Raw genomic sequence first — 19,839 nt, 5'->3', positions numbered from 1 at the left:
CCGCTTCCGACAGGAGCCCACGCCATGGCCATCGAGGTCCGCATCCCGACCATCCTCCGCACCTACACCGACGGCGCCAAGGCCGTCGAAGGCAACGGAGAGACCCTCGCCGACCTCTTCACGGACCTGGAGAGCCGCCACACCGGCATCCGCGAGCGCATCGTGGACGGCGACGAACTCCGCCGCTTCGTGAACGTCTACCTCAACGACGAGGACGTCCGCTTCCTCGACGGCATCTCCACCAAGCTCAGCGACGGCGACAACGTCACCATCCTCCCGGCCGTCGCCGGCGGCATGAACTGATGCGGTACGACAGCCCGCTCGCCGCGGTGGGCAACACCCCGCTCGTCCGCCTGCCGCGGCTGTCACCCTCCGACGAGGTCCGCATCTGGGCCAAGCTGGAGGACCGCAACCCCACCGGCTCGATCAAGGACCGCCCCGCGCTCCACATGGTCGAACAGGCGGAGAAGGACGGCCGGTTGACCCCCGGCTGCACCATCCTGGAGCCCACCAGCGGCAACACGGGCATCTCGCTCGCCATGGCGGCCAAGCTCAAGGGCTACCGCATCGTCTGCGTCATGCCGGAGAACACCTCCCAGGAACGGCGCGACCTGCTCGCCATGTGGGGCGCCGAGATCATCTCCTCCCCGGCGGCGGGCGGCTCCAACACCGCGGTACGCGTCGCCAAGGAACTGGCCGCCGAGCACCCCGACTGGGTCATGCTCTACCAGTACGGAAACCCGGACAACGCGGGCGCCCACTACGCCACCACCGGCCCGGAGATCCTCACCGACCTCCCGTCCATCACCCACTTCGTGGCGGGCCTCGGCACCACCGGCACGCTCATGGGCGTCGGCCGCTACCTGCGCGAACACAAGCCGGACGTCAAGATCGTCGCCGCCGAGCCGCGCTACGACGACCTGGTCTACGGGCTCCGCAACCTCGACGAGGGATTCGTCCCCGAGCTCTACGACGCCTCGGTCCTCACCACCCGCTTCTCCGTCGGCTCGGCGGACGCCGTCACCCGCACCCGCGAACTCCTCCAGCAGGAGGGCATCTTCGCGGGCGTCTCCACCGGCGCCGCGCTCCACGCCGCGATCGGGGTGGGGAACAAGGCCGTCAAGGCGGGGGAGAGCGCCGACATCGTCTTCGTCGTCGCGGACGGCGGCTGGAAGTACCTCTCGACGGGCGTCTACACGGCCCCGACCACCGAAGCGGCCATCGAGACACTCCACGGCCAGCTCTGGGCGTAGTCCCGGTCCGGCGGCGGGCCGGGGCCACCCCGACAGGAACCGGCCCGCCCCGCCCGTTCTTCCCGCTCCACCTCGCCGGACGAGCTGGAACCCAGCCCGTCCGGCGTTCGCGTGCCCGGCCTCAGCCGAGCCCCCGCACCCGCTCCCACACCGTCGCGTCCACGACACCCACCCGACGCCGGAACCCCCGCACGGCGACCTCCCGCAGTTCGTCCGTCTCCAGGAAGCTCGCCCGGCCCCGCGCGTCGCCCACCGTCCCCGCGGGCAACGCGATCACTCCGGGCCGCTCCGCGTGACGCTTGCTGGTGATCTTCGCGACGAGCGCCGAGTCGCCCCGTACCGACAGCACCAGGCAGGGCCGGTCCTTCGCCCCGGGCCCGTCCTCGTACGGCACCTCGGCCCACCAGATCTCGCCCGCCCGCGGCCGCCGCTCCGGCCCCGGCCCGCGCCCGGGGCCCGCCGGCGGACGGGTCCGTCCGCCCGGACGCCCACCGGAACGCGTCCCCGCCGTACGCTCCGGCCCACCGGAACGCCCACGGGGCCGACGCCCGCCCCGCCCCCGGCCATCGGCGACCGCCGCGACGAGCGCGAGCAGCACGACAAGAACGAGCGCGATCCACCACCAGGACATGTCCATGCTCCGACCGTACCGGCGGTCCCACCGCTTCCATCGAACCGGTGACAGCACAGGTGAGTTCCCCCACAACGGACGGCCGTGGAGGAGCGACCGGCTGTTTCGCGCCTTACGCTCGACAAACCGCTCAACAGACCGCACGAACCCTCCCCGTTCCCACGTCTCGGAGGTTCACGCTCCATGAAGCTCACCGTCGTCGGCTGCTCCGGCTCGTTCCCGTCCGCGGGATCAGCGTGTTCGAGCTACCTCGTAGAGGCCGACGGCTTCAGGCTGCTCCTCGACATGGGCAACGGCGCCCTCGGCGAGTTGCAGCGCCATGTCGGTCTCTACGACCTCGACGCCATTTTCCTCAGTCACCTCCATGCCGATCACTGCATCGACATGTGCGCGTACTTCGTCGTCCGTTATTACCGGCACGACGGGGGCCGTCCCGCCCCCCTCCCGGTCTACGGCCCGGACGGCACCGAGCAGCGGCTGACCACCGCCCACGCCGACACCCCGTCCGAGCACGCGATGAGCGAGGTCTTCGACTTCCACACGCTGAAGCCCGGATCGTTCGAGATCGGCCCCTTCTCGGTCCGTACGGAGAAGGTCTGCCACCCCGTCGAGACGTTCGCGATCCGGATCGAGCACGGCGGCCGCTCGCTGGCGTACTCCGGCGACACGGGGACCTGCGAGGCCCTGGACGAACTCGCCGAAGGGGTCGACCTGTTCCTGTGCGAAGCATCGTTCATCCATGGCAAGGAGGACATCCCGGACCTCCACCTCAACGGCCGCGAGGCGGGCGAGACCGCCGCCCGCGCCGGAGTGGGGCGCCTCGTCCTGACCCACATCCCGCCGTGGACCGACGCCGCCCGCAACCTGGCGGACGCCCGCACGGTCTTCCACGGACCGGCGGAGGTGGCGGTGCCGGGGGCGGTGTACGAGGTCTGAGGGCTGTCGTCGCACGCCCGCCGGATATTTCCGGACAGCCCTCGGGGTCTTTTGGCCACGCACGAAGCCCTCATCTCCCGCCGTGGGAGATGAGGGCTTCGTCGTGCGGCGGGCGAGGGCTACTTCGCCTCGGCCTTGAGGAGCTCGGCGAGCTCCTCGTCGGACTCACGGCCCGGAGTGGGCAGGTTGAACCTGGTGATCGCGAAGCGGAAGACCGCGTAGTAGACCACCGCGAAGCAGAGGCCGACCAGCACCAGCAGCCATGGCTTGCTCGCGATGCCGAGGTTCAGGAAGAAGTCGACGGCGCCCGCGGAGAAGCCGAAGCCGTCCTTCATGCCGAGCCCCCAGGTGAGGGCCATCGAGACACCGGTGAGCACCGCGTGGATCGCGTACAGCACCGGGGCGATGAACATGAACGTGAACTCGATGGGCTCGGTGACACCGGTCACGAACGCGGTGAGCGCGAGCGAGAACATCATGCCGCCGACGACCTTGCGGCGCTCCGGGCGGGCGCAGTGCACGATCGCGAGACAGGCGGCCGGGAGGGCGAACATCATGATCGGGAAGAAGCCGGTCATGAACTGTCCGGCCGTCGGGTCACCGGCCAGGAAGCGGTTGATGTCGCCGCTCTTGCCGTGGTACTCACCGGCCTGGAACCACGGGAACGAGTTCAGCAGGTGGTGCATGCCGACGGGGATCAGCGCACGGTTGGCGACACCGAAGATGCCCGCGCCGACCGCGCCGGAACCGACCAGCCACTCACCGAAGTTGTGCAGCCCGGTGCCGAGGACCGGCCAGATGTAACCGAAGACGACGCCGATGACCAGGCCCGCGAAGGCGGAGAGGATCGGGACCAGGCGGCGGCCGCCGAAGAAGCCCGCCCAGGCGGGCAGCTTCGTCCGGTAGAACTTCTGGTAGAGCAGCGCCACGACGATGCCCATCACCACACCGCCGAGGACCTTGGCGTCCACGGGGGCGTCCGTCATCACTATCTTGCCGTCGACCACCGTGGCGACCTGCGGAAGGTTGCTGTCGGTGAAGGTGGCGAGCACCTTCTGGAAGACCAGGTAGCCGGTGACGGCGGCGAGCGCGGTCGAGCCGTCCGACTTCTTGGCGAAGCCGATCGCGATGCCGACGGCGAACAGCAGCGCCATGTTGTCGAGGATCGCGTTGCCGCCCGCGTCCATGAAGCCGGCGATCTTGGTGATGAAGCCCGGGAACGAGGCCCTGCCGAGCATGTCGTCGTGGCCGAGACGCACCAGGAGCGCGGCCGCCGGCAGCACCGCGACCGGCAGCATGAGGCTGCGGCCGATGCGCTGCATGACCGACATCACGCCGGCGCCCTTCTTCTTGGTGACCGCGGGTGCGGTGTCTGCCGTGGACATCAACTTCCTCCATGGGGGCAAGGCGCCGCCCAGGTCGTTGAGGGGGGGGAGGCGACGACTCGACATACGCGGCAGAACGCCACGTGGTCTGGACCACTCAGTGGTGTAGACCAGTTGTAGCACGGTGAGGGTTGGATAAGGAACCTGCGAATCCCCACCAATTCGCATGAGCTATCACACACGCTCGGCGACATGCCGAAGGCCCCCGGACCACATGGGTCCAAGGGCCTTGGAGGGTCTGCTCAGGATGGGCCGAAAGCCCTTCCGACCTGCTACTTCGTGAGGTTCCTCTCGATCTCCTCCTCCAGCTCATCGGGCTCGCGGCCCGGCGTCTGGAGGTTGAACCTGGTGATCGCGAACCGGAAGATCACGTAGTAGACGGCGGCGCAGACCAGGCCGATCGGAATGATCAGCCAGGGTTTGGTCGCCAGGCTCCAGTTGATGACGTAGTCGATCAGGCCCGCCGAGAAACTGAAGCCGTCCTTCACCCCGAGCGCCCACGTCACCGCCATCGAGACACCGGTCAGCACCGCGTGGATCGCGTACAGCAGGGGTGCGACGAAGAGGAACGAGTACTCGATCGGCTCGGTGATGCCCGTCACGAACGAGGTCAGTCCGACCGAGAGCATCATGCCGCCGACCGCCTTCCGGCGGTGCGGTTTGGCGCAGTGGTAGATCGCCAGTGCCGCCGCGGGCAGGGCGAACATCATGATCGGGAAGAAGCCCGAGGTGAACTGACCGGCCGTCGGGTCGCCCGCCAGGAACCGGTTGATGTCACCGTGCACGACGGTGCCGTCCGGCTTGGTGAAGTCGCCGAACTGGAACCAGACGAAGGTGTTCAGGAACTGGTGGAGGCCGATGACCAGCAGCGCGCGGTTGGCCAGACCGAAGATGCCGGAGCCCACCCAGTCCAGGTCCACCAGCCACTTGGAGAAGCTGGTCAGGCCGTCGCCGATCGGCTGCCACAGCCAGGCGCACAGGCCCGCGAAGAGGAGGCCGACGAACGCCATGATGATCGGGACGAGCCGGCGGCCGTTGAAGAAGCCCAGCCAGTCCACCAGCTTGACCCGGTGGTACCGCTGCCAGAACCAGGCGGACAGCAGGCCCATCACGATGCCGCCGAACACCCCGGGGTTCTGGTACTCGGCGGCCGTGACCTTGGCGTCGCCGGTCACACAGGTTCCGAACCAGGTGCCGCCCGAGGTGAACGTCGAACCCGGGGCGCAGTCCACCGGGAAGGCGTGCAGCACCGCGTAGTAGACGAGGAAGCCGGCCACCGCGGCGAGCGCGGTCGAGCCGTCGGACTTCTTCGCCATGCCGATCGCGACACCGATGCAGAACAGCAGCGGGAGGCCGAGCCCGGAGTCGAGCAGCGCGCCGCCCGCGGCCGCGAACACCTTGGCGATGTTGTTCCAGCCCAGGCCCTCGTCGCCGAATACGTCCGGCTGGCCCAACCGGTTGAGGATGCCGGCCGCCGGCAGCACGGCGATCGGCAGCTGGAGACTGCGGCCCATCTTCTGGAGGCCCTGGAAGAGGCCGTTCCACCACGTCTTCTGTGGCACGGCGGCGCTGCTTGAGCTCATCGGCGTCCTCCCGGAACACGGCGCGTTCGGCGGTCGTTGCACACTGGTGTAGACCAGTTGGGGTACGGTGCCTAACCCGGCTGGAAGACAGGTCACCAGTGATCGTCATCATTGGGGACGGTCCGGTCACCCGCCCGTGAAGCTGGGCCAAACGTGCGTTACGGTGACGAAACGGACCCAGGGTGGGCCGTCGCACGCATGTGAAGAACCAGGGAGAAGGCCATGGCCAGCAAGGCTGAGAAGATCGTCGCCGGGCTCGGCGGTATCGAGAACATCGACGAGATCGAAGGCTGCATCACCCGCCTCCGCACCGAGGTCCACGACCCGAGCAAGGTCGACGAAGCCGCGCTCAAGGCCGCCGGAGCCCACGGCGTCGTCAAGATGGGCACCGCGATCCAGGTCGTCATCGGCACCGACGCCGACCCCATCGCCGCCGACATCGAAGACATGATGTGACCGGCCGCCGAGCCCACCGCTGAGCCGACCGCTCGGCCCCCGTACAGGCCCCGCCCCCACCCGGACGGGGCCTGTGCCGCACCCGAACGGACGCCACCCCCGCACCCGATAAAGTCGACGCCATGTCTCGTATCGACGGCCGCACCCCCGAACAGCTCCGCCCCGTCACCATCGAACGCGGATGGAGCAAGCACGCCGAAGGTTCCGTACTCGTCTCCTTCGGCGACACCAAGGTCTTCTGCACCGCCTCCGTCACCGAGGGCGTCCCGCGCTGGCGCAAGGGCAGCGGCGAAGGCTGGGTCACCGCCGAGTACTCCATGCTGCCCCGCTCCACCAACACCCGCGGCGACCGCGAGGCCGTACGCGGCAAGATCGGCGGCCGCACCCACGAGATCAGCCGCCTCATCGGCCGCTCCCTGCGCGCCGTCGTCGACTACAAGGCGCTCGGCGAGAACACCATCGTCCTGGACTGCGACGTCCTCCAGGCCGACGGCGGCACCCGCACCGCCGCCATCACCGGCGCCTACGTCGCCCTCGCCGACGCCGTCACCTGGGCGCAGCACAAGAAGATCGTCAAGCACGGCCGCAAGCCGCTGACCGACACCGTCTCCGCGATCAGCGTCGGCATCGTCGACGGCACCCCCCTCCTCGACCTCTGCTACGAGGAGGACGTCCGCGCCGAGACCGACATGAACGTCGTCTGCACCGGCGACGGCCGCTTCGTCGAGGTCCAGGGCACCGCCGAGGCCACCCCCTTCGACCGCAAGGAACTGGGCGCCCTCCTCGACCTCGCCACCACCGGCTGCGCCGACCTGACCGCCATCCAGCACGAGGTCCTCGCCCACGCCCTGGGCGAATAGCCCCTACGTCCCGCGGGCCACGGGTCGCGGGGGCCACGGGGCGGCGGGTCGCAAGTCGCGGGTCGCGGGTCACAGGTAAAGAAGCAACCAAATAAGCACCACAGCGCGTCGTTACGAACACGGGCGCACGGGTCGAACCGTGCGCCCGTCCGCGTATCCGCATCCGGGGAGGAACCGCACCATGGCCAAGGCCGCACGCCACCGCCGCATCACCGTCGCGCTGACCCTGACCGCCCTCACCCTCACCGCCGCCGCGGGCTGCGGTGCCGTCGACAAGGCGCTGGACTGCGTCCGCACCGCCGACGCCATAGCCACCAGCGTCGACAACCTCCAGCAGGCCGTCTCCAACGCCACCAACGACCCCACCCAGGCCTCCGAAGCCCTCGACGACATCCAGAAGTCACTCGGCGAGCTCGGCGACAAGACCGACAACGCCGACCTCGGCAAGGCCGTCGACGACCTCCAGGCGGGCGTCGGCAACGTCCGCGACTCCATCGACAAGGGCGACGCCACCCCCGACATCACCCCGGTCACCGACGCCGCCACGGAGATCGGCAAGGTCTGCACGCCCTGACCACCCCCGATACTGGGGGGCATGACCCGTCTCATCCTTGCCACCCGCAACGCCGGGAAGATCACCGAACTCCACGCGATCCTCGCCGACGCCGGTCTCACCCATGAGCTCGTCGGCGCGGACGCGTACCCCCACATCCCCGACGTCAAGGAAACCGGCGTCACCTTCGCCGAGAACGCCCTGCTCAAGGCCCACGCCCTCGCCGAGGCCACCGGCCTCCCCGCCGTCGCCGACGACTCCGGCCTCTGCGTGGACGTGCTCGGCGGTGCCCCCGGCATCTTCTCCGCCCGCTGGGCCGGCACCCACGGCGACGACCGGGCCAACCTGGACCTGCTCCTGGCCCAGCTCTCCGACATCGACGCACCCCACCGCGGCGCCCACTTCGCCTGCGCGGCCGCCCTCGCCCTCCCCGACGGCACGGAACGCGTGGTCGAGGGCCGCCTGACGGGCACCCTGCGCCACACCCCGTCCGGCATCAACGGCTTCGGCTACGACCCGATCCTCCAGCCCGAGGGGGACACCCGCACCTGCGCGGAACTGACCCCGGCGGAGAAGAACGCGATCAGCCACCGGGGCAAGGCGTTCCGGGCGCTGGTGCCGGTGGTGCGGGAGCTGGTGGGGTGAGACGGCGAGGGCCGCCACCTTCGTTTCGTAGGTGGCGGCCCTCTTGCGTCTGTGGGCCCGGTGGGATTCGAACCCACGACACACCGGACCTAAACCGGCGCCCTCTAGCCAGCTGGGGTACGGACCCGACGGTCCCACTCTACTGTGTGACGTTGCGTCGCTTCGAGAAGGTTTCGGTCTGGCTGTGGCAGGACGGGCACAAGTACCGCAGATTCTTCTGGCGGTTGTCGAGCCGGTCGCCGTTGACGTGGTCGATCTCTAGGACGAGACGGTTCCCCCGCCATGTTTCACCGGTACCGCATCGCGCACATTCGTGGGGGACCCCGATGTCGTCGAGAGCTCGCCGCAGGAGCGCTGTGCTCGTGCGGGGCGCACCGGGCTCCAGGCGCTGGAAGATCTCGGCTGCGGGTTTGCGGTTGGGGGAGCGTCTGCCCCGGCCATGGGCCTGGCCGGAGAAGTGCGCGGTCGACAGGCCATAGGTCTCGATGTCCCGCTTCAGCCGGGCGCGAGCGGCGCCGCTGTCGACCTGCCCCAGAGCGCGCAGGGCCCCGGCCATGCTCCGAGACTCTGCGACGGCAGCCATGAGTTCGGCGCGCGGCAGGGGAGGCGTCCCGCACGCGCGTCCGTTGGTGAAGTGGGACGTGTCGATGCCGAGCCGATCAAGCTTTCTGCGTAGGTAACCGTAGGGACCTTCGCACGGCGGCAGGCCCATGTACTCGAACATCTCCCGGATGCTGTGCGAGCGGGCGGCCGCTTCGGCAAGAAGCTCCTTCGGGTACGTACGGTGCTCTCGGTGGGGCAGGGCCTCTTCTGCGAAGTGGGACGTGTCGATGCCGTAGTGCTCAAGTCGGCCGCGCACGTAACGGCGTGATCGACTGCCCAGCGGTGCGCCGAGGCGGCGCAGGACATCGACGAGGCTGGTCGCAGTGGCTGCGGTTCGTTCGAGCAGGTCGCGAGGGTAGTTGTTCCGGCCGCTCATGCCGTCCCCCTGCGTTTGCGGCCGCGATAAGTGTCCGTCGCGGCGTGGCAGTTGGGGCAGAGGAGCCGCAGGTTCCCCAAGCGGTTGTCCCACCAGTCGCCGTTGACGTGGTCGACTTCGAGTCGGAGCGGCCGACCCTGCCACTCTCCTTCGTTGCCGCACTCGGCACACACGTCCTGAACTCCGCTGCGGATCATTTCGCGCCGCAGCCGTTCTCCCGGAATCCGCCCGTCCGGCGGAGAGCCGAGGGCCAGCGGGTTCCCCAAGGCGCCTTTGGCTCTCCGAGGAGGCGTGCGCAGGAAATGCGATGTGTCGATGCGCAGTGCCGCAATGCGACGGCCGATGTGCGCCTGATTGCCGCCCACAGGGCTGATGCCCAATCGGCGTACCACCTCGGCCACGCTCTTGGAGCAGGCGACGAGTTCGCGCAGGGCCGCTTCAGTGTGGCGCACCCTCGTGTCGGCGAAGTGTGAGATGTCTATCCCCCACTCGGCCATCTTGCTCCGCAGGTAGCTCCGGCTTCCCGGCGTCGGTGTTCCTCCGCACCAGCGGACCGCGTCGTTCGCGTTCGTGGTTTTCCGCGCCGCTTCTTCGAGGAGTTCGCGGGTGTATCGAGCAGTCATGTTCCCCTCCGCGCCCGGCCGCACGTTCGCGGCCTCGTACGGAAAAACGAACTGCTTATCGGAGAGTTACGTCCGATATCCGACAAGATGCGGAACGGCTCGTCCCGTTTCAGTGGTGACTGAGGCGGGGCGAGCCGTTCCCTTGGAGCTTCGGTCAGAACTTCGGATCCGGGGTCTGGGAAGCGGCCAGTTCCGCCGCCTCCTCCTCCGTCTCCACCGACGGCGGGGAGCCTGCCAGGGGCTTCTGGGCGGTCTCCTTCATGCAGGCCACCGCGATCACGCCGACCAGGGCCGCCGCCATCGCGTAGTAGGCGGGCATCAGGTTGGTGCCGCTCCAGCTGATCAGGGCCGTGATCACCAGCGGGGTCGTACCGCCGAAGAGGGAGGCCGAGAGGTTGTAGCCCACCGAGAGGGAGCCGTAGCGGACGTGGGTGGGGAAGAGGGCCGGGAGGGCGGCGGACATGGTGCCGAGCATGCAGACCAGGGAGAGGCCCAGCATCAGCATGCCGGTCGTGATGGCGGGGATGCTGCCCTGGCGGATGAGGAGGAAGGCGGGGAGGGAGAGGAAGAAGAAGCCGAGCATGCCGGTCATCAGGAGTGGCTTGCGGCCGAAGCGGTCGGAGAGCTTGCCGACCTGGCTGATGATCAGCATCAGGAAGACCATGACGGCGAGCAGGATGAGCAGACCGTGGGTCTCGCTGTAGCCGAGCTCGTCGGAGAGGTACGTCGGCATGTACGACAGCAGCATGTAGTCGGTGATGTTGTACGCGCCGACCAGGCAGATGCAGAGGATCAGCGTCGGCCAGTACTGGCGGAAGATCTTGGCGAGGTCGCCCTTGGCGGTGGTCTCGACGCCGTCGGCGGCCTCGGTCGCGTGAGCGGTGCCGCCCTCCAGCTTCTGGAAGGCGGGCGTCTCGTCGAGGCGCAGTCGCAGGTAGAGGCCGACCAGGCCGAGGGGGCCCGCGACGAGGAACGGCACGCGCCACCCCCAGGCCTCCATCTGGCCGGAGTCGAGGATCGCGGTCAGCGCGGTGACGAGTCCGGCGGCGCCGACGTAGCCGGCCAGCGTGCCGAATTCGAGGAAGCTGCCGAAGTAGCCGCGCCGTTTGTCGGGGGCGTACTCGGCGATGAAGGTGGAGGCGCCGCCGTATTCGCCGCCGGTGGAGAAGCCCTGGACCAGACGGAAGAAGATCAGCAGGGCGGGGGCCCAGAGGCCGATGGAGTCGTGGGAGGGGATGACTCCGATCGCGAAGGTGCCGACCGCCATCATGATCATGGTGAGGGCGAGGACCTTCTTGCGGCCGATCTTGTCGCCCATCGGGCCGAAGAACATTCCGCCGAGGGGCCGTACGAGGAAGGCGACGGCGAAGGTGGCGAAGGAGGAGAGGAGCTGGGTGGTGTCGTTCCCGGACGGGAAGAAGACATGGCCCAGGGTGACGGCCAGGTAGGAGTAGATCCCGAAGTCGAACCACTCCATGGCGTTCCCGAGCGATGCCGCCTTCACCGCCCGCTTGACCGCCCGGTCGTCGGTGACGGTGATGTCCGTCCGGCGCAGCTTCGGATTCCTTCGCTGCCGGATGGCGCGGAAGAGGGTCGGGTGGCGTTTGACCGCTTCCGGATCGGCCGCCTGATGGGGGTCGGAGGCCGCCATGGCCGGGTCCTTTCCTCGGGTGGGTGTTCCAGGAAGGGCTTCTGCGCGGTCATGGCGGCTGCAAACCGATTCGATGACCGAATGGGATGTCCCTCACATCGTCTCGGCCGTCCGAGTCGGTCCTCGACGGGCTCGGGTCAGATGCCGAGGTCCCTGATGATCTTGGCTACGTGGCCGGTGGCCTTGACGTTGTAGAAGGCACGCTCGACCTTGCCCTCCTCGTCCACGACGACTGTGGAGCGGATGACGCCCGTCACCGTTTTGCCGTAGAGCTTCTTCTCGCCGAAGGCGCCGTAGGCCTCCAGGGTCTCCTTGGACGGGTCGCCGACCAGGGTGACCTTGAGGTTCTCCTGCTCGCGGAACTTGGCGAGCTTCTCGGGCTTGTCCGGGGAGACGCCGATGACGTCGTATCCGGCGCCGGCGAGCAGCTCCAGGTTGTCGGTGAAGTCGCAGGCCTGCTTGGTGCAGCCGGGGGTGAGGGCGGCCGGGTAGAAGTAGACGATGACCTTGCGGCCCTTGTGGTCGGCGAGCGAGATCTCGTTGCCGTCGGCGTCGGGAAGGGTGAAGGCGGGGGCGGTGTCGCCGGGCTGGAGTCGCTCGCTCATGGTTCTCCTCAGGGGTGGTACGTGGGGTGTACGGGACCGAGCGTAATAGGGGTGCCGCCGGGTGCGCGGGCGGTCGAGCTGACAGACTGTCGATGAAGGTTTACCGGACGAGGACCACGGAGGCGGCGCAGTGTCGGATGCCAGGACCCCTGCGCAGATCGAGGCGGACATCATCAGCAGGCGCGAGCAGCTCGCGGTGGTGCTCGATGAGATCGGGGTGCGGGTGCACCCGGATACGATCATGGGTGAGGTGAAGGCCAAGGCCGCCGAGGCCGTGGACCGGACGGCCGGGCGGGCGTTCGTCGCGGTGAACCGGGCGGTGTCGGACGTGAAGGCACAGTTCGTGTCCGAGGACGGCGCCCCGCGGCTGGAGCGGGTGATTCCGGCGGCGCTGCTCGCGGTGGGCGTCGTGGGTCTGGTCGTGAGGTCGAAGCGGCGCCGCAAGGGCTGACGCGCGGTCCGTGCACCCCGGAGGGGTGCGCGGGCGCGACGGGCAGGTAGGTTGCGGGGCGTGAGCGAGAACACCGACGACAAGCTGCCCATCCGCATGCTGCACGACCGTGTGCTGGTGCGGTCCGATTCGCCCGAGGGCGAGCGGCGTTCCGGCGGCGGCATTCTGATTCCGGCGACGGCTGCGGTCGGCCGTCGGCTGGCCTGGGCCGTGGTGGTCGCGGTGGGCCAGAACGTGCGGACGGTGGAGCCGGGCGACCGGGTGCTGTACGACCCCGAGGACCGTGCCGAGGTCGAGGTGCGTGGTGTGGCGTACGTGCTGATGCGTGAACGCGATCTGCACGCGGTGGCGGCGGACCGGTTCGAGGGTTCGGTGGATTCGACCGGGCTGTATCTGTAGCCCCCACCCGTGGTCCTGTCCGGCCGTCGTCCCTGTTTGGCCTGGTGACCGGTGTCACCAGGCCTTTCGTATGTTCTTTGCTACGGTGGAGCGACCCCGACGAGACGCGCCGTACCGGGCTTGGAAAAGACGACGCACCCGTGTTGTTCGCGTGTTCCGTCTCGTCGGAGGTGCCGTCATGGCGTGGATTCTGCTCGTGGTCGCCGGTCTGCTGGAAGTGGCCTGGTCGATCGGGATGAAGTACACCGAGGGGTTCACCCGGCTGTGGCCGAGTGTGTTCACCGGCCTCGGGATCGTGGCGAGCATGGTGATGCTGTCCCATGCGGCCAGGACGCTGCCGATCGGTACGGCGTACGGCGTGTGGGTCGGTATCGGTGCGGCCGGTGCGGCGATCCTGGGCATGGTGGTGCTGGGTGAGCCGGTGACCGCCGCCCGGATCTTCTTCGTCTGTCTGCTGCTGGTCGCCGTCGTGGGGCTGAAGGCGACCTCGGGTCACTGACGGGTGGCCGGGGTGCCCCGGGGGCCGGGGAAGTAGCCGTAGTCGCCCCCGCCCCCGCCCCCGCCGCCACCGTCCGCGCCACTGTCACTGCCGCTCGCGCCGCCGTTGTCCCCGCCGCCGTTCTGTGCGCCGCCGTTGTCCGCGGTGCCTTCGGTGGGGGTGTTGGTCTCCGTGCCGCCGGTGCCCGGTTCGCTGGAACCGGGGGTCGAGGGCTCGCGGGGCGGGGTGGAGCCGGGAGTGTTCGGCGGGGTGCTGGAGGTGGTCCCGGGGGGTGTGGTGGTGCCCTCGGGACTGGTCTGTTCGTCGGTGGGCGGCGCGGATTCCTCGGCGCCGCTTTCGAGTTCGAGGTCGAAGTCGGTGGCCGGGGTGGAGCGCAGGGCGGCCTCGGTGTACTGGGCCCAGGTCTGGGCGGGCGCGCCGCCGCCGTTGATGCGGGCGAGTCCGAGTGCTCCGTACAGCGGTTTCTGTACGCCGGTCTCGGGGTCCTGGCCCATGACGGCGATGACGGTGGTGAGGTCGGGGGTGTAGCCGGCGAACCAGGCCGCCTTGTCCTCCTCGGCGGTGCCGGTCTTGCCCGCGGCGGGGCGCCCCGCGGCCTGGGCGGCGGTGCCGGTGCCGCCCTCGACGACGCTCTGGAGGATGCCGGTCGTGGTGTCGGCGGCCTCGCGGCTGACCGCCGGATCGCTGTGCCCGCTGTCGGGGAGCTCCAGGTCCTCGCCGTCCTTGCTGATCCGGTCGACGAGGACGTACGCGCTGTGCCGGCCGTGGTTGGCGAGGGTGGCGTACGCCTCCGTCATGTCCAGGACGCTGGCGGTGGAGACGCCGAGTGCGATGGACGGGGTGGCGGTGAGGTCGGGGGTGTTCTTCGGGATGCCGAGGCCGATGGCGGTCTGCTTGACCTTCTCCGGGCCGACGTCCTCGGCCATCTGGGCGTAGACGGCGTTGACGGACTTGTCGGTGGCGGTGGAGACGGTGATGGGCCCGTAGTCGATGTCGTCCTCGTTGGCGGGGGCGTATCCGGTGGATCCTCCGGGGCCCTGGACCATGCGTTTGTTGGTGCCGTCGTAGAGGGTGTTGGGGGTGATGCGCCGGCCGTCCTGGGTGGTGGAGCGGTTGGCGACGGCCGAGGTGAAGACGAAGGGCTTGAAGGTGGAGCCGACCTGGTAGTCGCGGCGGGTCGCGTTGTTCACGTACTGCTTGGTGTAGTCGATGCCGCCGTACATGGCGAGGACCCGGCCGGTGCCGGAGTCGATGGAGGCGCCGCCGACCCGGACGTTGCGGTCGGCCGGGCGGTCGGGGCTGGTCTGGGACATGACGTTGTCGTCGACGGCCTTGACGAGTGCGTCCTGCTTCTTCTTCTCCAGGGTGGTGGTGATCCGGTAGCCGCCGGTGGCGAGGGTGTCCTCGTCGATGACGTCGTGTCCGGTGAGGTAGTCGTCGACGGCCTGGACGAGGTAGCCGCGCTGTCCGGAGAGCCCGGTGGAGGGCTTGACCTTGCCGGGCACGGGGAACTTCATCGCGGCGCGTTCGGCCGCGCCGAGCCACTTCTCCTTGACCATGCCGTCGAGCACGTAGTTCCAGCGGCCGAGGGCGGCTGGCTTGTTCTCGGGGTGGACGACGACGTCGTACGCGCTGGGGGCGTTGAGCAGGGAGGCCAGGTAGGCGCCCTGGGCGGTGGTGATGTGGCCGATGTCCTTGGAGTAGTAGGCCTGGGCGGCGGCCTGGATGCCGTAGGCGTTGCGGCCGAAGTAGCTGGTGTTGAGGTAGCCCTCGAAGATCTGGCTCTTGGTTTCCTCGCGGTTGAGTTTGACCGCGATGAAGAATTCCTTGATCTTGCGGATGACGGTCTGTTCCTGGCCGAGGTAGTAGTTCTTGACGTACTGCTGGGTGATCGTCGAGCCGCCCTGTTTGCCCTTGCCGGTGAGTGTGTTGAAGGCGGCGCGGGTCATGGCCTTGAAGTCGACGGCCCGTTCGGAGTAGAAGTCGCGGTCCTCCGCGGCGAGGACCGCGTGCTGGACGGTGAGCGGCACCTGGGCGAGCTGGACGTTCTCCCGGTTGATCTCGCCGGAGCGGGCGAGGACGCTGCCGTCCTTGTAGAGGTAGACGTTGGACTGCGCGGTGGCGTTGGCGTTGGCGGGCGGGATGTCGACGAGTTCGTACCCGGCGATGAAGCCGCCGATCAGGAGCACGGCGGCGACGAGGACGGCACCGAGGACCATCCGCCAGGTGGGGACGGCACGCCGCCATCCGGTGCGCTTGGGCCGCTTGCGCTTCTTGGGCTTCTTGGCCTTCCCGCTCGCGGTTCCGCTTCCGTCGCCGGGATTGCCGGGATCGCCGGACGCACCGGCGGGGCCGTGGGCAGCCGGATCCCTGGGGGCCCAGCCCCGGGGGCCCTGGTCCCCGCTCGGCTGCTGTGGCTCGTCGCTCATGTCCGTGCAGACTCCTCGGCCGCGGTCAGTTCCCTCATAGTGCCCTTTTCTAGGGAATAAGCATCGGATCGACCCCGGATCGACCCCCGAAAAGCGGTCGCGGGGGCCGTTCCCGGTGGACTAGGGTCGTGCGCTTTGGTGTCCGAGACCGTTGGGCACCCGGGCGATGGGGGTGCGTACGGTGCGGCTTTACGCGGTGGTGGCGGCGGGAGGGTTCCGCCGCCACGCCACCTACCGGACCGCCACGGCGGCGGGAGTGTTCACCAACACGGTCTTCGGGTTCATCCTGGCGTACACCTATGTGGCGTTGTGGGACGAGCGCCCGCAGCTCGGCGGTTACGACATGTCCCAGGCGCTCAGCTACGTCTGGCTGGGGCAGGCGCTGCTGATGACCTGTTCCATGATGGGCGGCGGTTTCGAGGACGAGCTGATCGAGCGGATCCGTACCGGTGACATCGCGGTCGATCTCTACCGGCCCGCCGACCTCCAACTGTGGTGGCTCGCGGGAGACCTGGGCCGCGCCGCGTTCCATCTGCTGGGGCGCGGCATCGTGCCGATGCTGGTGGGATCGCTCGCCTTCGATCTGGCGCTGCCCTCCTCGCCGGGCGTCTGGCTGGCCTTCCTCGTCTCGGTGGCGCTCGGTGTCGTGGTCAGTTTCGCGATCCGCTACCTGGTGGCGCTCTCCGCGTTCTGGCTGCTGGACGGGGCGGGGACCGCGCAGATGGCCTGGCTGGCCGCGATGTTCTTCTCCGGGATGCTGCTCCCGCTGACGCTGTTCCCCGGGGTGCTGGGGGACGTGGCGCGGGCGCTGCCGTGGTCGTCGCTGCTCCAGGTGCCGGCCGATGTGTTCCTCGGCAAGTACCCGGGGTGGGAGCTGGGGAAGGCGTACGCCTTCCAGGCGGGCTGGGCGCTGGCGCTGTTGCTGGTGGGGCGGATGGTGCAGTCGGTGGCGACGAGGAGGGTGGTGGTCCAGGGTGGCTGACAGTACGACGGGTGTGGCGGAGGGGCCCGGGGCGGCGGAGGGGCCCGGGGGCCGGGCCGCCGACCGGTCCGGGGTGGTGTTCGCCGAACGGCCGGGGCTCGTCGAGGGCGTCCGGGCGTACGGGCTGATCGTGATGATGTGGCTGCGCTCGACGATGGCCTACCGCGCCTCGTTCGTCATGACGGCGTTCGGGAACTTCGCGGCGACCGCCTTCGACTTCGTCGCGATCCTGCTGATGTTCTCGCACGTGGACGAGTTGGGCGGCTACACGCTGCCCGAGGTCGCCCTGCTGTACGGGGTGTCGGGCACCGCGTTCGGTCTCGCCGACCTGGTGCTGGGCTCGATGGACCGGCTGGGCCAGCGGGTGCGCGACGGCACGCTGGACACCCTGCTGGTGCGGCCGGTCCCGGTGCTCGCCCAGGTGGCGGCGGACCGGTTCGCGCTGCGCAGGCTGGGGCGGGTGCTCCAGGGGGTACTGGTGCTGGGGTACGCGCTGGTGACCCTGGACATCGCCTGGACGCCGCTGAAGGTGGCGATGGTGCCGATGATGCTGCTGAGCGGGGCGGCGATCTTCGGGGCGCTGTTCGTGGCCGGGGGAGCGTTCCAGTTCGTCGCGCAGGACGCCGCCCAGGTGCAGAACTCCTTCACGTACGGCGGGAACACCCTGCTCCAGTACCCGCCGTCGGTCTTCGCGAAGGACCTGGTGCGGGGGGTGACGTTCGTGGTGCCGCTGGCCTTCGCGAACTGGCTGCCCGCGCTGTACGTGCTGGGCCGGGAGTACCCGCTGGGCCTGCCGGACTGGGTGGCGTTCCTGCCCCCGGTGGTGGCGGCCCTGTGCTGGCTGCTGGCGGGCCTGGCCTGGCGCTCGGGCCTGCGGGCGTACCGCAGCACAGGAAGCTGATCCGGAACATCGAGCGAGGCAGGGCAGGGGACATGGACTTGGACTCGGACGTGCGCACGGACGTCGAAACCACCACCGGATTCATCGAGCTCGACAACGTGGAGAAGGTCTTCGACGTGCGTCGCAGGACCGGTTTCATGCGCGGCGAACGCCGCCGGGTACGGGCGGTCGACTCGATCAGCTTCCGTGTCGCGCGCGGCGAGATGGTCGGCTACATCGGCCCGAACGGCGCGGGGAAGTCGACCACGATCAAGATGCTGACCGGCATCCTCACCCCGAGCGGCGGCCGGCTGCGGGTGGCGGGCATCGACCCTTCGAGGGAACGTACGAGGCTGGCGCACCGGATCGGTGTGGTGTTCGGCCAGCGCACCACGCTCTGGTGGGACCTGCCGCTGCGCGACTCGTACCGCCTGATGCACCGGATGTACCGGATCCCCGACGCGCGCTACCGGGAGAATCTGGACCGCTGTGTCGAACTCCTCGATCTGGGCGAGCTGTTGGATGTTCCCGTGCGGCAGCTGTCGTTGGGGCAGCGGATGCGCGGCGACATCGCGGCGGCGCTGCTGCACGATCCCGAGGTGCTGTATCTGGACGAGCCGACGATCGGCCTGGACGTCGTCTCCAAGTCCAGGGTCCGTGGATTCCTGCGGGACCTGAACGCGGAGCGCGGCACGACGGTGCTGCTCACGACCCATGATCTGACGGACATCGAGCAGCTCTGCAAGCGGGTGATGGTGATCGACCACGGCCGGCTGATGTACGACGGTGCCCTCGCCGGCCTGCACGAGGTGGGCGAGAGCGAGCGGATGCTGGTGGTCGACCTGGAGCGTCAACTCCCGCCGATCCGGCTGGAGTCGGAACCCTCGGTCCGTACGGTGAAGGTGGAGGGGCCGCGGCAGTGGCTGGCCTTCCCGGCCTCGGAGTCGGCTGCTCCGCTGGTCGCCCGGATCGCCGCGGAGTACCCGTTGGTCGACCTGTCGGTGCGGGAGCCGGACATCGAGGCCGTGATCGCGAAGATGTACGAGTCGGCCGGCGGCATGTAGCGGCATGGAGTGGAGTGGCATACAGGTGCCCGGTCGGGGCGCGTAGGGCTGTGACGGGCGTGCGGACGTTCAATAGGCTGCGCGGTATGACAAGTGACCTTCCGGAGATGCGTGCTTCCGATGCCGAGCGCGAGCGTGTCGCCGAGATCCTGCGCGAGGCGGTTGCCGAGGGCCGGCTGGAGATGGACGAGTTCGAGCAGCGGCTCGACGCGACCTACAAGGCCCGTACGCACGGGGAGTTGGAACCGCTGGTCCGGGATCTTCCGGCGCCGGGTGCGGCGGTGGCCCCGGTGGGGGCGGCTCCGGCGCGGACCGGGTCGCAGAAGCGGTGGGCGGACCGGATCGGCAAGCCCGCCACATCGGGCGGCGCGTTCGCGTTCTGGGGCGGCTTCGGGCGCCGTGGGAACTGGACGGTGGGCCGGAAGTTCACCGCGTTCGCGATGTGGGGCGGCGGTGAGATCGATCTGCGCGAGGCGAACTTCGAGGACCGCGAGGTCGTCATCCGCTGTTTCACGATCATGGGCGGCATGCAGGTGACGGTTCCGCCGGAGCTGAATGTGGAGGTCCGGGGCATCGGCATCATGGGCGGTTTCGGGGAGCGCTCGAAGGATGACGGGGTCCCGTCGCCGGACGCCCCGCGGGTGCGGATCACCGGGCTCGCGCTGATGGGCGGTGTCGGCGTGGAGCGCAAGCGGAGCAAGGCGGAGCGGCAGCGGCTGAGGGACGTGGAGCGGGAGCGGCTGCGGGAGCTGGACCGGGAGCGCGGGCGTGGGCGGGGGCGGCTGGAGAAGGGCGGGTCGGACCGGTCGGATCGTTCGGACGACTGACCGGTCCGATGGCCGACGGGTCGGAGCCGGCCGGTCCGCCGACTGACCGGCCGACTCGTCGGGCGTTGGACCGGTGTGACGGCCGACTCATCCGCCGGTCCGATGGCCGACCACCGTCCGACGGCCTGCCGGGGCGCCCCCGGAACCC

General features: G+C 69.3%; 22 protein-coding genes, 1 tRNA gene and 1 riboswitch. Of the genes, 14 read left to right on the top strand and 9 right to left on the bottom strand.

Annotated elements, in window-relative coordinates; all coding sequences use genetic code 11:
• Positions 1-24 precede the first annotated feature (24 nt).
• Positions 25-303 carry a MoaD/ThiS family protein gene (locus GA0115234_RS10040; protein ID WP_093540553.1) on the top strand — a complete coding sequence of 93 codons (279 nt, stop codon included), beginning with the start codon at positions 25-27 and terminating at the stop codon, positions 301-303.
• Positions 303-1,253, top strand: a complete 951-nt coding sequence (locus GA0115234_RS10035; RefSeq protein WP_093540552.1) for a PLP-dependent cysteine synthase family protein — start codon at positions 303-305, stop codon at positions 1,251-1,253. Before GA0115234_RS10040 ends, GA0115234_RS10035 begins: the two co-directional genes overlap by 1 nt.
• 121 nt (positions 1,254-1,374) lie before the next feature.
• Here the strand turns inward: GA0115234_RS10035 and GA0115234_RS10030 are convergent, their stop codons facing one another.
• Positions 1,375-1,890: a type II toxin-antitoxin system PemK/MazF family toxin gene (locus GA0115234_RS10030; RefSeq protein ID WP_093540551.1), complete on the bottom strand. Its 516-nt coding sequence runs from the start codon at positions 1,888-1,890 to the stop codon at positions 1,375-1,377.
• A 177-nt stretch (positions 1,891-2,067) separates the two neighbouring features.
• On the opposite strand from GA0115234_RS10030, the gene GA0115234_RS10025 reads away from it, so the two are divergent.
• Entirely contained in the window at positions 2,068-2,820 is a 753-nt protein-coding gene (locus GA0115234_RS10025; RefSeq protein WP_093540550.1) for an MBL fold metallo-hydrolase, read from the top strand.
• Positions 2,821-2,939: 119 nt separating this feature from the next.
• On the opposite strand, the gene GA0115234_RS10020 is transcribed toward GA0115234_RS10025, so the two are convergent.
• Both GA0115234_RS10020 and GA0115234_RS10015 read right to left on the bottom strand, forming a co-directional pair.
• Complete coding sequence (locus GA0115234_RS10020) at positions 2,940-4,205, bottom strand: PTS transporter subunit EIIC (protein WP_093540549.1); 1,266 nt, start codon at positions 4,203-4,205, stop codon at positions 2,940-2,942.
• 272 nt (positions 4,206-4,477) lie between these two features.
• Positions 4,478-5,788, bottom strand: a complete 1,311-nt coding sequence (locus tag GA0115234_RS10015) for a PTS transporter subunit EIIC (RefSeq protein ID WP_093540548.1) — start codon at positions 5,786-5,788, stop codon at positions 4,478-4,480.
• Between the two features lie 222 nt (positions 5,789-6,010).
• Here GA0115234_RS10015 and GA0115234_RS10010 point away from each other — a divergent pair, with 222 nt between their 5' ends.
• From GA0115234_RS10010 to rdgB, 4 genes are all read left to right on the top strand, one after another.
• Positions 6,011-6,244, top strand: coding sequence for a glucose PTS transporter subunit EIIB (locus GA0115234_RS10010; protein WP_014156020.1), 234 nt, complete (start codon positions 6,011-6,013; stop codon positions 6,242-6,244).
• Positions 6,245-6,366: 122 nt separating this feature from the next.
• Positions 6,367-7,104 (top strand): ribonuclease PH, encoded by a 738-nt coding sequence (gene rph / locus GA0115234_RS10005; protein ID WP_093540547.1) that lies wholly within the window; start codon positions 6,367-6,369, stop codon positions 7,102-7,104.
• A gap of 181 nt (positions 7,105-7,285) precedes the next feature.
• Entirely contained in the window at positions 7,286-7,678 is a 393-nt protein-coding gene (locus GA0115234_RS10000) for a hypothetical protein (RefSeq protein ID WP_093540546.1), read from the top strand.
• Between the two features lie 21 nt (positions 7,679-7,699).
• Entirely contained in the window at positions 7,700-8,302 is a 603-nt protein-coding gene (gene rdgB / locus GA0115234_RS09995) for an RdgB/HAM1 family non-canonical purine NTP pyrophosphatase (RefSeq protein ID WP_093540545.1), read from the top strand.
• A gap of 52 nt (positions 8,303-8,354) precedes the next feature.
• On the opposite strand, the gene GA0115234_RS09990 is transcribed toward rdgB, so the two are convergent.
• The 5 genes from GA0115234_RS09990 to bcp form a co-directional block, all read right to left on the bottom strand.
• Positions 8,355-8,429: transfer RNA gene (locus GA0115234_RS09990), tRNA-Leu, on the bottom strand.
• A gap of 12 nt (positions 8,430-8,441) precedes the next feature.
• Complete coding sequence (locus tag GA0115234_RS09985) at positions 8,442-9,281, bottom strand: HNH endonuclease signature motif containing protein (protein ID WP_093540544.1); 840 nt, start codon at positions 9,279-9,281, stop codon at positions 8,442-8,444.
• Positions 9,278-9,904, bottom strand: coding sequence for an HNH endonuclease signature motif containing protein (locus GA0115234_RS09980; protein ID WP_093540543.1), 627 nt, complete (start codon positions 9,902-9,904; stop codon positions 9,278-9,280). The genes GA0115234_RS09985 and GA0115234_RS09980 overlap by 4 nt, the downstream gene beginning before the upstream one ends.
• A 154-nt stretch (positions 9,905-10,058) precedes the next feature.
• Entirely contained in the window at positions 10,059-11,555 is a 1,497-nt protein-coding gene (proP, locus tag GA0115234_RS09975) for a glycine betaine/L-proline transporter ProP (RefSeq protein WP_093540542.1), read from the bottom strand.
• Between the two features lie 137 nt (positions 11,556-11,692).
• Complete coding sequence (bcp, locus tag GA0115234_RS09970) at positions 11,693-12,160, bottom strand: thioredoxin-dependent thiol peroxidase (protein WP_093540541.1); 468 nt, start codon at positions 12,158-12,160, stop codon at positions 11,693-11,695.
• A gap of 130 nt (positions 12,161-12,290) precedes the next feature.
• On the opposite strand from bcp, the gene GA0115234_RS09965 reads away from it, so the two are divergent.
• The 3 genes from GA0115234_RS09965 (at position 12,291) to GA0115234_RS09955 (ending at position 13,509) form a co-directional block, all read left to right on the top strand.
• Entirely contained in the window at positions 12,291-12,611 is a 321-nt protein-coding gene (locus GA0115234_RS09965) for a DUF3618 domain-containing protein (RefSeq protein WP_093540540.1), read from the top strand.
• A gap of 60 nt (positions 12,612-12,671) precedes the next feature.
• Positions 12,672-13,010 carry a GroES family chaperonin gene (locus GA0115234_RS09960; protein WP_031087845.1) on the top strand — a complete coding sequence of 113 codons (339 nt, stop codon included), beginning with the start codon at positions 12,672-12,674 and terminating at the stop codon, positions 13,008-13,010.
• 74 nt (positions 13,011-13,084) lie between these two features.
• Positions 13,085-13,149: riboswitch (guanidine-III (ykkC-III) riboswitch) on the top strand.
• 39 nt (positions 13,150-13,188) lie between these two features.
• Positions 13,189-13,509 (top strand): DMT family transporter, encoded by a 321-nt coding sequence (locus GA0115234_RS09955; RefSeq protein WP_093540650.1) that lies wholly within the window; start codon positions 13,189-13,191, stop codon positions 13,507-13,509.
• On the opposite strand, the gene GA0115234_RS09950 is transcribed toward GA0115234_RS09955, so the two are convergent.
• Positions 13,503-15,938, bottom strand: coding sequence for a transglycosylase domain-containing protein (locus tag GA0115234_RS09950; protein ID WP_093540539.1), 2,436 nt, complete (start codon positions 15,936-15,938; stop codon positions 13,503-13,505). The genes GA0115234_RS09955 and GA0115234_RS09950 overlap by 7 nt on opposite strands.
• 181 nt (positions 15,939-16,119) lie before the next feature.
• Between GA0115234_RS09950 and GA0115234_RS09945 the strand changes: the two genes are divergently transcribed.
• The 4 genes from GA0115234_RS09945 (at position 16,120) to GA0115234_RS09930 (ending at position 19,691) form a co-directional block, all read left to right on the top strand.
• Positions 16,120-16,920, top strand: a complete 801-nt coding sequence (locus tag GA0115234_RS09945; protein WP_093540649.1) for an ABC transporter permease — start codon at positions 16,120-16,122, stop codon at positions 16,918-16,920.
• Positions 16,913-17,821, top strand: coding sequence for an ABC transporter permease (locus tag GA0115234_RS09940; RefSeq protein WP_256088696.1), 909 nt, complete (start codon positions 16,913-16,915; stop codon positions 17,819-17,821). Before GA0115234_RS09945 ends, GA0115234_RS09940 begins: the two co-directional genes overlap by 8 nt.
• A 32-nt stretch (positions 17,822-17,853) precedes the next feature.
• Complete coding sequence (locus GA0115234_RS09935) at positions 17,854-18,864, top strand: ABC transporter ATP-binding protein (RefSeq protein WP_093540538.1); 1,011 nt, start codon at positions 17,854-17,856, stop codon at positions 18,862-18,864.
• A gap of 107 nt (positions 18,865-18,971) precedes the next feature.
• Positions 18,972-19,691, top strand: a complete 720-nt coding sequence (locus tag GA0115234_RS09930; RefSeq protein ID WP_176729127.1) for a DUF1707 SHOCT-like domain-containing protein — start codon at positions 18,972-18,974, stop codon at positions 19,689-19,691.
• The last annotated feature ends 148 nt before the right edge of the window (positions 19,692-19,839 follow it).

This window comes from Streptomyces sp. DvalAA-43, from assembly GCF_900091725.1.
GTDB lineage: Bacteria > Actinomycetota > Actinomycetes > Streptomycetales > Streptomycetaceae > Streptomyces > Streptomyces pulveraceus.
This window is presented reverse-complemented; position numbering and strand designations above follow the sequence as displayed.

What these genes read in the sequence shown, in the direction of transcription:
- GA0115234_RS10040 (WP_093540553.1), top strand. Translation starts at nt 25, where the DNA reads ATGGCCATCGAGGTCCGCATCCCGACCATCCTCCGCACCTACACCGAC.
- GA0115234_RS10035 (WP_093540552.1), top strand. Translation starts at nt 303, where the DNA reads ATGCGGTACGACAGCCCGCTCGCCGCGGTGGGCAACACCCCGCTCGTC.
- GA0115234_RS10030 (WP_093540551.1), bottom strand. Translation starts at nt 1,890, where the DNA reads ATGGACATGTCCTGGTGGTGGATCGCGCTCGTTCTTGTCGTGCTGCTC.
- GA0115234_RS10025 (WP_093540550.1), top strand. Translation starts at nt 2,068, where the DNA reads ATGAAGCTCACCGTCGTCGGCTGCTCCGGCTCGTTCCCGTCCGCGGGA.
- GA0115234_RS10020 (WP_093540549.1), bottom strand. Translation starts at nt 4,205, where the DNA reads ATGTCCACGGCAGACACCGCACCCGCGGTCACCAAGAAGAAGGGCGCC.
- GA0115234_RS10015 (WP_093540548.1), bottom strand. Translation starts at nt 5,788, where the DNA reads ATGAGCTCAAGCAGCGCCGCCGTGCCACAGAAGACGTGGTGGAACGGC.
- GA0115234_RS10010 (WP_014156020.1), top strand. Translation starts at nt 6,011, where the DNA reads ATGGCCAGCAAGGCTGAGAAGATCGTCGCCGGGCTCGGCGGTATCGAG.
- rph (WP_093540547.1), top strand. Translation starts at nt 6,367, where the DNA reads ATGTCTCGTATCGACGGCCGCACCCCCGAACAGCTCCGCCCCGTCACC.
- GA0115234_RS10000 (WP_093540546.1), top strand. Translation starts at nt 7,286, where the DNA reads ATGGCCAAGGCCGCACGCCACCGCCGCATCACCGTCGCGCTGACCCTG.
- rdgB (WP_093540545.1), top strand. Translation starts at nt 7,700, where the DNA reads ATGACCCGTCTCATCCTTGCCACCCGCAACGCCGGGAAGATCACCGAA.
- GA0115234_RS09985 (WP_093540544.1), bottom strand. Translation starts at nt 9,281, where the DNA reads ATGAGCGGCCGGAACAACTACCCTCGCGACCTGCTCGAACGAACCGCA.
- GA0115234_RS09980 (WP_093540543.1), bottom strand. Translation starts at nt 9,904, where the DNA reads ATGACTGCTCGATACACCCGCGAACTCCTCGAAGAAGCGGCGCGGAAA.
- proP (WP_093540542.1), bottom strand. Translation starts at nt 11,555, where the DNA reads ATGGCGGCCTCCGACCCCCATCAGGCGGCCGATCCGGAAGCGGTCAAA.
- bcp (WP_093540541.1), bottom strand. Translation starts at nt 12,160, where the DNA reads ATGAGCGAGCGACTCCAGCCCGGCGACACCGCCCCCGCCTTCACCCTT.
- GA0115234_RS09955 (WP_093540650.1), top strand. Translation starts at nt 13,189, where the DNA reads ATGGCGTGGATTCTGCTCGTGGTCGCCGGTCTGCTGGAAGTGGCCTGG.
- GA0115234_RS09950 (WP_093540539.1), bottom strand. Translation starts at nt 15,938, where the DNA reads ATGAGCGACGAGCCACAGCAGCCGAGCGGGGACCAGGGCCCCCGGGGC.
- GA0115234_RS09935 (WP_093540538.1), top strand. Translation starts at nt 17,854, where the DNA reads ATGGACTTGGACTCGGACGTGCGCACGGACGTCGAAACCACCACCGGA.
- GA0115234_RS09930 (WP_176729127.1), top strand. Translation starts at nt 18,972, where the DNA reads ATGCGTGCTTCCGATGCCGAGCGCGAGCGTGTCGCCGAGATCCTGCGC.